Below are 10,008 nucleotides of genomic sequence, written 5' to 3'. Positions count from 1 at the left end.
TTGGGCCGTATCTGGCGGTATGTGTGTTCAGCATGCTGGGCTATTACGGCATCGTTGCGGCGATGCGGGTGGGTGAGGCGTCGGCGATGATGCCCTTCCGCTATACGCGGCTTGTGTTCTCGATGATCGCGGGGATGCTGATGTTCAACGAACGCCCCGACGCGATGACGCTGGCCGGGGCGGCGCTGATCATCCTGTCCGGCCTCTACACCTTTTTCCGCGAACGTCGTCTGTCGCAACAGGTGGTTCCGGCCTGACCTCTGTTGGCGCAAACAGCGAACTGTTAGCCCTAAAGGCAGGAAAATATGCGTGTTAGCGATAACGGAGGCGGTTTACTTTTCGCCGCGTGATGCTATGAGGCGTGCAACTGATTGCAGCCACGGGAACCGGCATCATGAGCACCATCATCGACATCCACGCACGCGAAATTCTGGACAGCCGGGGCAACCCCACGGTCGAGGTGGACGTGATTCTGGAAGACGGCACCATGGGCCGCGCGGCCGTGCCCTCGGGTGCCTCGACTGGCGCCTATGAGGCGGTGGAAAAGCGTGACGGTGACAATGCACGCTACCTGGGCAAGGGCGTTCTGGAAGCGGTCGCAGCCGTGAATGGAGAGATCGCCGAGGAACTGGTGGGGTTCGACGCGACCGAGCAGGTCGCCATCGATCAGGCGATGATCGAACTGGATGGCACCGACAACAAGGGCCGTCTGGGCGCGAACGCCATCCTTGGTGTCTCGCTGGCGACCGCCAAGGCAGCGGCAGATTTCACCACGCAGCCTCTGTACCGCTATGTGGGCGGCACCTCGGCCCGTGTGCTGCCGGTGCCGATGATGAACATCATCAATGGCGGTGAGCACGCCGACAACCCGATCGACATTCAGGAATTCATGATCATGCCGGTCTCGGCCAGCAATATCCGCGAGGCGGTGCGCATGGGGTCGGAGGTGTTCCACACGCTGAAAAAGGAACTGTCAGCGGCGGGTCTGGCCACGGGTGTGGGTGACGAGGGCGGCTTTGCCCCGAACATCGCCAGCACGCGCGAGGCGCTGGATTTCATCCTGAAATCCATCGAAAAAGCGGGCTACAAGCCGGGCGATGACATCCATCTGGCGCTGGATTGCGCAGCGACCGAATACTACAAGGACGGCAAATATGTGCTGTCGGGCGAGGGTATCTCGCTGAGTTCCGAGGAAAACGCGGCCTATCTGGCGGCGCTGGTGAATGATTACCCGATCATCTCGATCGAAGACGGCATGTCCGAGGATGACTGGGACGGCTGGAAGGCCCTGACCGATGCCATTGGCGACAAGGTACAACTGGTGGGCGACGACCTGTTCGTGACCAATCCGGCGCGTCTGGCCGAAGGGATCGAACGGGGCTGCGCCAACTCGATGCTGGTGAAGGTGAACCAGATCGGCTCGCTGACCGAGACCCTGCGCGCCGTCGATATGGCCCACCGCGCGCGGTACACCAACGTGATGTCGCACCGCTCGGGCGAAACCGAGGATGCCACGATTGCCGATCTGGCTGTGGCAACGAACTGTGGTCAGATCAAGACCGGCTCGCTGGCGCGGTCAGACCGGTTGGCGAAATACAACCAGTTGATCCGCATCGAGGAATCGCTGGGCGAAGTGGCAGAATATGCCGGGGCGTCGATCCTGCGCTGAACGACATGGCCTGATGAGAACTTATCGGCCTCGGTTGCAAAACCGGGGCCGATTTTTTTGCTATGCCTGTGTCTCCAGCAGTTTAAGCTGGCGACAGCTTTTCCGCTGTTGGTTGATAGGAGCATAGTCATGAACATTGTCAAACGCGCCGCGTCCATTGTGGCGCTGCTGGTTCCCTCAGTCGCCTTTGCCGAGCCAACGCCGCAAGAGGTCTGCCAGAAGATGATCGAGGAAGACCGCAGCGGCGATATTGTCATGGAGGAATGCCTATGTACCTACCAGGTGGCCGACACTGTTCTGGACGATGACATCAAGGCGCTGTTGTTCGATGCCTGGTACACGGGCAACAACAACACCGAAAAGATGAAGGCGCTGCCCAATCCCAAACGCATCAACAAGCAGTTCAAGACCATGGAACGGACCATGAGAAAGAACTGCAACATCACCCGATAGACGTCGATTTCAGCAATAAATCTGCGAAAATCGTTCAAATAATCGCATATGTGTGAACTAATTACTTTTAGCATGACCGCGCCCCCTTTACCTTGAAGCCATTGCAGAAAGGGGGACATCATGTCTGCTTCCAAGGTCTTTCTCGTAATCTCAATGCTATCCGTCGGAATTCTGGCCGCCTGTGCAGGCCCCGACACCTATCCCATCACCGGGATGGAGGTGTCGCAGGACGATCCGGTGAAAGAGATGTACAATCCCGACCTGATTTTCCGGGGGGAATCCCGCTAAAGCTGTCTGCTCATCAGCATGTAGCGGTCGCGGGGCCTGAACCCCGTGCGTAAATACAGCTTCTGTGCGGCCTCATTGGTGCGGTCGACTTCCAGATGCAGGGCGGTCAGTCCCGCATCGGCCAGCGCCTTGGGCAGTTCCAGCAGCACTTCCGAGGCGATGCCGCGCCCGCGGACAGCGGGGCGTATATAAATCTCGTCCACGAACCCGTCCATGCCGCCGAATTCCACCGACCAGCCGAAGGTCAGGATGATATAACCCAGCGGCGCGCGGCCCGGGCCGATCAGATAGACGCAGCCATGGGGGATACCCTCAAGCAGCGGCAGCAAGGCTTCGCGCCGCTGATCGGCGTCCTGTTCGATGCCGGCCTCGGCGTGGAAGGCGGCGACCAGACCCATCAGCCGGTCCAGATCCTGCGGGCGGGCAAGGCGGAGCGCGGCGGTCATAGCCGGGCCAGCCGTTCGGTCAGCAGAGCAAAGAAGCCATCGGCATCAAGGTCACCGATGAACAGTGCGTTGGGTGTTCGGTCGGTGACACCCCACCAGTCGGCGACGGTCATCCCCATGGTCAGCTCGGATTGCGTTTCGATTTCGACATTGACGTGACGGCCCGAGAACAGGTCCGGCCGGATCAGATAGGCGGTTACGCAGGGATCGTGCAGAGGGGCACCTTCGCTGCCATATTTGTTCTTGTCGAACCGTTCGAAGAAATCGGTCATCTGGGCCACGGCGATGCCGACCTTGTTGCCAAGGGCACGGAAGGCGTCGTTGCGGGGTTTCGTCACCAGCGCCTTATGGGTCACGTCCAAAGACATCACCACGATTGGTCGCCCGGATTTGAAAACGATATCAGCAGCATCGGGATCGACATGAATGTTGAATTCCGCAGTGGGCGTGATGTTGCCAACCTCGAAATACGCACCGCCCATCAGTACGATTTCCTGCACGCGATCGACGATATCGGGGGCTTTGGTAAAGGCGGTGGCGATATTGGTCAGCGGCCCCAGCGGACACAGCGTCACCGTACCGGGCTCCTGCGTGCGCAGGGTGTCGATGATGAAATCGACCGCGTGGCCCTCGGCCAGCGGCATCTTCGGGTCGGGCAGAACCGGGCCGTCCAGACCGGTTTTGCCATGCACATGTTCGGCGGTGACCAGAGTGCGGTTCAGCGGTCGGTCGCACCCGGCATAGACCGGAATATCCGTATGACCGGCCAGTTCGCAGACGATGCGGGCATTCTTGGCGGTCAGCTCTAGCGGCACGTTACCGGCGACGGCGGTGATGCCCAGCATTTCGATTTCTTCGGGGCTGGCCAGCGCCAGCAGGATGGCGACGGCGTCGTCCTGACCGGGGTCGGTGTCGATGATGATCTTGCGCGGTGCCATGGCTGCCCTCCGGGGTATTGAAGGGCGGACACTGGCAAGTGTTACCGCACTTGTCCAGCGGTTTCAGGCTCCGGTCGTCGCCCCCACCGGCGGGAGTTTGCCATTGGCGCGGTGTTCCTCGATCTTCACCTCGTCCCACAGCGCATCCATCTCGGCCAGATCGCTTTGCGACGGAGTCTTTCCACGTGCAGCCAGCCGGGCCTCGACCTGTTCGAACCGGCGGGTGAACTTGGCGTTGGTGCGGCGCAGGGCGGCTTCGGGTTCGATCCCCAGATGGCGGCCCAGATTGACCATGACGAACAGCAGATCGCCGAATTCATCCTCTAGCGCGTCCGCATCCATACTGTCGCGGGCCTCTTCCAGCTCGGCGGCTTCTTCGGTGATCTTGGCCAGCACGTGGCTGGCATCGGGCCAGTCGAAGCCGACACGGGCGGCGCGTTTTTGCAGCTTATGCGCGCGCAGCAGGGCGGGCAGGTTGGCTGCGACCCCGTCCAGCGCGCCTTTCTGTTCCTTGCCCGCGCGTTCCGCCGCCTTGATCGCCTCCCAGTCGCGGGTCTGCTGCTCCGCCGATTTATCGCGGGATTCGTCACCGAACACATGCGGGTGGCGCGAAACCATCTTGTCGGACATGGTGCGCACCACGTCCTGAAAGGTGAAATGCCCGGCTTCCTCGGCCATTTGCGCGTGAAAGACCGATTGGAACAGCAGATCGCCCAGCTCTCCCTTCAATTCATCATAAGCCTGCCGTTCGATGGCGTCGGCGACCTCATAGGCCTCTTCGATTGTGTAGGGGGCGATGGTCGAAAAATCCTGTTCGATATCCCACGGGCAGCCGGTTTCGGGGTCCCGCAGGCGGCGCATGATTTCCAGCAGGCGCTCGATCCCCGCCTCGCTGTCATGGATCAGAGGATTTTCGGCCATTGCGAACCCTTTCGTTCCGGTGTCAGATGCATCCATCCCGTAGTCGCGAACAGGAGTCCACCCCAGATGCCCGTCGTCAACCGAATTGCCGATTACGCCGCCGATATGGCCCAGTGGCGGCAGTACCTGCACACCATCCCCGAACTGGAATTCGAATGCTATGAGACCGCCGCCTTTGTGGCCGAGCGACTGCGCGAATTCGGCGTGGATGAGCTGCATGAAGGCATCGCCAAAACCGGTATGGTCGCGATCATCAACGGGCAGGGCGACGGACCGACCATCGGTTTGCGCGCGGATATGGATGCGCTGCCGATCTCTGAGGAAACGGGGGTCGAGTACGCCTCGAAACACCCCGGCAAGATGCACGCCTGTGGGCATGACGGGCACACCACGATGTTGCTGGGTGCGGCGCGCTATCTGGCCGAGACCCGGAATTTTGCGGGCCGGGTGGCGCTGATCTTTCAACCGGCCGAGGAAGAGGGCGGCGGCGCGGGCGTGATGGTCGACGAGGGCATTATGGAGCGGTTCGATATCTCTCAGGTTTACGGCATCCATAATGATCCGGGCAACCCCGAGGGCGCGTTCAACACCACGCCGGGGCCGATCATGGCGGCGGTGGATACGTTTGAAATCCACATTCAGGGCGTCGGCGGGCATGGCGCGATGCCGCATCAGACCAAAGACCCGGTGATGGCGGCCTGCGGGATTGCGCAGGCGATCCAGACCATCGTCAGCCGGAACCATTATGCGGTCGAGGATCTGGTGGTTTCGGTCACGCAGATTCATGCCGGGACGGTGAACAACGTGATCCCCGACACCGCCTATTTGAACGGCACGGTCCGCACCTTTGACCCGTCCGTGCAAAAAATGGTGAGGGAACGGATGGAGCAGATTGTGGCGGGGCAGGCGGCCTCGTACGGGGTCGAAGCGCGGCTGGAGTATCAGGTGGGTTACCCGGCCACGATCAACGATGCCGACAAAACCGCGTTTGCCGCCGATGTCGCCCGCGAAATCGCCGGTCCCGAGCGTGTGGTCGAGAACATGAGCCGCGACATGGGGGCCGAGGATTTCTCATACATGCTGCAGGCGCGCCCCGGTGCCTATCTGTTCATGGGGCAGGGCGAGGGTGCCGGGTTGCACCATCCGAAATACAATTTCAACGACGATGTTGCGCCGGTCGGGGCATCCTTTTTCGCCCGGATCGTGGAAAAGGCACAGCCGCTGGGCTGACCCCCGGGGATTTTGGAAGGACGAAATGTAAATGGCACTGGAAGATTCCAAGAACTACGTGGATGAGGCGTTTACCAATCGCGAGTTGAAGGGCGTCTCGCATGAGAACACCTTTGGCGGGGCGACGTCATTCCTGCGTCGCCTCTACACCAAAGACCTGACCGGTGTGGATATCGCGGTTACCGGCATCCCCTTCGATCAGGCGGTGACCAATCGCCCCGGGACCCGTCTGGGCCCGCGTGCCATTCGTGAGGCCAGCACCCTGCAATCGCCCGATGAACCCTATGGCTGGCCGTTCCGGGCCTTCAGCGAGCTGGCGATCATCGACTATGGCGATCTGGCCTTTGACTACGCCAATATCCCGACCTTCCCGGCCACGCTGACCGATCATATCCGCACCATTCTGGCGGCGGATGTGGCCTCGGTCGCGCTGGGGGGTGATCACTATGTCAGCTTTCCGATCCTTAAGGCTTATGCCGAGAAATACGGGCCGATGTCGCTGATCCAGGTCGATGCCCATACCGACACCTGGGCCGATGACAATATGGAGCGGGTCGATCACGGCACCATGTTCTACAAGGCGGTGAAAACCGGGATCGTCGATCCGAAAACATCCGTGCAGATCGGCATTCGCACCAGCAATGACGACACGCTGGGCGTCAACATCATCGACGCGCGCGAAGTGTACGAGGCCGGACCCGCCGCTGTGGCGCAGAAAGCCAAAGAGATCGTCGGCGACCGCCCGGTCTATCTGAGCTTTGATATCGACGGGCTGGACCCGGCCTTTGCCCCGGGCACCGGCACGCCGGTCTGGGGTGGGCTGACATCGATGCAGGCGTCGATCATCCTGCGTGATCTGGCAGGGATCAACATCAAGGGCGGCGACGTGGTCGAGGTCTCTCCGCCCTATGACACAAGCGGGGCAACAGCGATTGCCGGGGCGCATGTGGCGACGCAATTGATCTGCCTGTTGGGGTGGAACAAGCTGATGTGACGCGGTGGGGCGGCACCGGATATTGTTGAGGATATTGGGTATTCTGGCGGGGCTTTAACCTTTGGTTAGCCAACCTTCCGGTATTTGCTTGGAAAGGCGGGTACACCGGATGGGAGAGACAAAAGCCATGACCCAATTCAACCAACCGATCGGCGGCAATGATCTGGCGCGGTTTTCCGGGCCGAACACGTTCATGCGGCTGCCGCAGGCGGGCTCTCTGGCCGGGCTGGATGTGGCGATTTTGGGGGTTCCGATGGATATCGGCACCTCGTGGCGGTCGGGCACCCGGTTCGGGCCCAAGCAAATCCGCAGCGAAAGCGCGATGATCCGTCCCTATAACATGGCCAATGGGGCGGCTCCGTTTGATCATCTGCAGGTTGCCGATATCGGCGATCTGGCGATCAATACTTTCTCGCTGGCCGACAGCCTTCGGATCATCAAGGACAGCTATGACGGCATTCTGGCGCAGGGTGTGATCCCTGTGGCGATGGGCGGGGATCATTCGATCACCCTGCCGATCCTGCGGGCAATGGCGGCCAAACACGGGCCGGTGGCTCTGGTTCATGTGGACGCCCATGCGGATGTGAATGATGAGATGTTTGGTGAACGGGAAACCCACGGCACCGTGTTCCGCCGCGCCTATGAGGAAGGGCTGATCGCCGCCGACAAGACCTTTCAGATCGGCATTCGCGGCTCGGGCTATGCGGCCAGTGACTTTACCGAGGCGCAGGGCTGGGGTTTTCGCCAATACCCGGCGTGGGATCTGTGGCAACAGAACCTGACCGAGATCGGCTCGCTGATCCGCAAGAGCGTGGCGGATCACCCGGTTTACATCTCCTTTGACATCGACGCGCTGGACCCGGCCTATGCACCCGGCACCGGCACGCCCGAGATCGGCGGGCTGACCACCCCGCAGGCGTTGCAACTGATTCACGCACTGCAGGGCATGAATGTGGTGGGTGTCGATCTGGTCGAGGTCTCTCCGCCCTATGATCCTTCGGGCAATACGGCGCTGACGGCGGCGAACCTGCTGTTCGAGATGTTGTGCATTCTGCCCGGCGTGACGTCACGATAAACCCGGCGCGGACTTGTACGTGCGGAAGACCGGGTTAGGGTGTCCACAAAGGACGGGCGCGGGATGAGAAAGATGATCTTTTGGCTGGTGATCACAGCGGTGGTTCTGCTTGGGGCCTATATCCGGCTGGCCCCCTCGGACCCGGCGCGCTGGCATGTGCCCCCGGTGGCCGAGGCCGACCGCGATTTGCCGGGCGGCGTCCTGCGCGTGATCGACTCTGGCCCTGATGGTCTGGCCCGTCTGGATGCCATCGCCCGTACCTGGCCCCGCACCCAAGTTCTGGCCGGATCGGTGGGTGAGGGGATGGTGACCTATATCACCCGCACGGCTGCAATCGGTTTTCCGGACTACACCACCGTGCAACAGGATGGCGATACGCTGCGCATTCACGCTCGTCTGCGGTTCGGACGCAAGGATTTCGGGGTCAACAAGGCGCGGGTCGAAGGGTGGTTGAATGCCATCTAGGTTATTGAAGTTGAGCGATAAAATACTCATATAAATAGTATGACTGAATATGATCGAAAGTTCAGGTGCGCTTTAGCTGAAATAGAAGCCTCTGGTCTTACCAAGGGAGTTAACATCGACGCAGACCTGCGGCGGCTCGGGAAGTTCGGTATCAAGGCAAGGCCGTTTCTATACTGGGAGTCGGCGCTTCCTAACATATGTTTGTTCCTTTGTTTGGTCGGAGTAATTGGGTTGGTGGATATCCCGGTTACGGTTATATTGGGCGAAGCGCTCATTTTTTCGGACGTAGTCGGAAGCTCTGTTTTGGCTGCTTTTACTCTTACTGTTATGTCCATTTTTCATAGGAAGCACCAAAGGCGTAAGTACAATTTGAGCAGATGGGACGATCTTTAGAAGCTTAGAGAGCTTTTTCTGGATTTGATGATTGTTGGATTTTCGGCCAGTCAGACTGCAACCCTGACGACAGGCACCCTTCCTGAACCTCACGCCACATGGGCACGTTCAGCGACATCTGGCATTGCGCCATGAACATGCGGCCATCGACCTGCAGGCAGATCATCTCACCCAGTTCCACGCGGCTGCCGGATTTGTCGGTGCAATAACAGTCCTGAACCTTGCCGCCGGGGCCGGTCACATCGGCCAGAACAGGGGGGGCAAACAGGGCAAATACCAGCACAAACCGTTTCATGGGGATAAACCTAGCACAAGGCGGGGCCTTGACCAACGCCCCGGGATGAGAGACACCGCCCGCATGATCCCCGAAGAACGACTTGAACAGATCACCCAGCGTTTCCAGTACCTCGAAGCTGCCATGGCCGATGGCGCCTCGGGCGGGGATATTGCGGCTTTGGCCAAGGAATACTCCGACCTCAAGCCGGTGGTCGATCAGATCACGGCGTGGCGGCAGTTGGTGGCCGATCTGGATGAGGCCGAGGCGATGCTGGCCGACCCGGACATGAAGGAACTGGCCGAGGAAGAGATCCCGCAACTGCAAGCGCAGATCCCGCAGGCCGAACATGCGCTGCAACTGGCGCTGCTGCCCAAGGACGCCGCCGATGCACGCCCGGCGATGCTGGAAATCCGACCCGGCACCGGCGGGGATGAGGCTGCGCTGTTCGCGGGCGATCTGCTGCGCATGTATCAACGCTATTCCGAGGCGCGTGGCTGGCAGTTCGAGATCATCGAGGAACAGGCGTCTGATCTCGGCGGCATCAAAGAGGTCGTGGCCCATATCAAGGGCGACAATGTCTTTGCGCGGATGAAATACGAATCCGGCGTCCACCGGGTGCAGCGCGTGCCCGAAACCGAAAGCGGCGGGCGTATCCATACCTCGGCGGCGACTGTGGCGGTTCTGCCCGAGGCCGAGGATGTGGACATCCAGATCGATGCGAATGACATCCGTATCGACACGATGCGAAGCTCGGGCGCGGGTGGGCAGCACGTGAACACCACCGACTCGGCGGTGCGGATCACTCACTTGCCCAGCGGCATCGTGGTGACCAGTTCCGAGAAATCCCAGCACCGCAACC

At 60.5% G+C, this 10,008-nt stretch carries 13 protein-coding genes; 9 read left to right on the top strand and 4 right to left on the bottom strand.

Annotated elements, in window-relative coordinates; genetic code table 11:
* The 4 genes from MPJ51_RS09940 to MPJ51_RS09925 form a co-directional block, all read left to right on the top strand.
* On the top strand, positions 1–257 hold a 257-nt coding region (locus MPJ51_RS09940; RefSeq protein ID WP_298385521.1), incomplete at its 5' end, for a DMT family transporter.
* 137 nt (positions 258–394) lie between these two features.
* Entirely contained in the window at positions 395–1,669 is a 1,275-nt protein-coding gene (gene eno, locus MPJ51_RS09935) for a phosphopyruvate hydratase (protein ID WP_298385518.1), read from the top strand.
* A 129-nt stretch (positions 1,670–1,798) separates the two neighbouring features.
* The gene (locus tag MPJ51_RS09930; protein WP_298385516.1) at positions 1,799–2,122 is read left to right on the top strand and encodes a hypothetical protein; all 324 of its coding nucleotides are present in this window, start codon (positions 1,799–1,801) and stop codon (positions 2,120–2,122) included.
* 120 nt (positions 2,123–2,242) lie between these two features.
* The gene (locus tag MPJ51_RS09925; protein ID WP_298385513.1) at positions 2,243–2,410 is read left to right on the top strand and encodes a hypothetical protein; all 168 of its coding nucleotides are present in this window, start codon (positions 2,243–2,245) and stop codon (positions 2,408–2,410) included.
* Here MPJ51_RS09925 and MPJ51_RS09920 read toward each other — a convergent pair.
* From MPJ51_RS09920 to mazG, 3 genes are all read right to left on the bottom strand, one after another.
* Entirely contained in the window at positions 2,407–2,856 is a 450-nt protein-coding gene (locus MPJ51_RS09920; protein ID WP_298385510.1) for an N-acetyltransferase, read from the bottom strand. The genes MPJ51_RS09925 and MPJ51_RS09920 overlap by 4 nt on opposite strands.
* Positions 2,853–3,794, bottom strand: a complete 942-nt coding sequence (locus MPJ51_RS09915) for a nucleoside hydrolase (protein WP_298385507.1) — start codon at positions 3,792–3,794, stop codon at positions 2,853–2,855. The genes MPJ51_RS09920 and MPJ51_RS09915 overlap by 4 nt, the downstream gene beginning before the upstream one ends.
* 63 nt (positions 3,795–3,857) lie before the next feature.
* Positions 3,858–4,715: a nucleoside triphosphate pyrophosphohydrolase gene (gene mazG, locus MPJ51_RS09910; RefSeq protein ID WP_298385504.1), complete on the bottom strand. Its 858-nt coding sequence runs from the start codon at positions 4,713–4,715 to the stop codon at positions 3,858–3,860.
* A gap of 66 nt (positions 4,716–4,781) precedes the next feature.
* On the opposite strand from mazG, the gene MPJ51_RS09905 reads away from it, so the two are divergent.
* The 4 genes from MPJ51_RS09905 (at position 4,782) to MPJ51_RS09890 (ending at position 8,479) form a co-directional block, all read left to right on the top strand.
* The gene (locus tag MPJ51_RS09905; RefSeq protein ID WP_298385501.1) at positions 4,782–5,945 is read left to right on the top strand and encodes a M20 aminoacylase family protein; all 1,164 of its coding nucleotides are present in this window, start codon (positions 4,782–4,784) and stop codon (positions 5,943–5,945) included.
* A 31-nt stretch (positions 5,946–5,976) separates the two neighbouring features.
* On the top strand, positions 5,977–6,939 hold the full coding sequence (gene speB, locus MPJ51_RS09900; protein WP_298385498.1) for an agmatinase: 963 nt from the start codon (positions 5,977–5,979) through the stop codon (positions 6,937–6,939).
* 127 nt (positions 6,940–7,066) lie between these two features.
* Entirely contained in the window at positions 7,067–8,014 is a 948-nt protein-coding gene (gene speB, locus MPJ51_RS09895; protein WP_298385495.1) for an agmatinase, read from the top strand.
* A 63-nt stretch (positions 8,015–8,077) separates the two neighbouring features.
* Complete coding sequence (locus MPJ51_RS09890; protein ID WP_298385493.1) at positions 8,078–8,479, top strand: DUF1499 domain-containing protein; 402 nt, start codon at positions 8,078–8,080, stop codon at positions 8,477–8,479.
* Positions 8,480–8,876: 397 nt separating this feature from the next.
* On the opposite strand, the gene MPJ51_RS09885 is transcribed toward MPJ51_RS09890, so the two are convergent.
* Positions 8,877–9,167, bottom strand: coding sequence for a hypothetical protein (locus MPJ51_RS09885; RefSeq protein ID WP_298385488.1), 291 nt, complete (start codon positions 9,165–9,167; stop codon positions 8,877–8,879).
* Positions 9,168–9,230: 63 nt separating this feature from the next.
* Between MPJ51_RS09885 and MPJ51_RS09880 the strand changes: the two genes are divergently transcribed.
* Positions 9,231–10,008: PCRF domain-containing protein (locus tag MPJ51_RS09880; protein ID WP_298385655.1), on the top strand; the 778-nt coding region annotated here is incomplete at its 3' end.

This window comes from Ruegeria sp., assembly GCF_028066395.1.
GTDB lineage: Bacteria > Pseudomonadota > Alphaproteobacteria > Rhodobacterales > Rhodobacteraceae > Ruegeria.
This window is presented reverse-complemented; position numbering and strand designations above follow the sequence as displayed.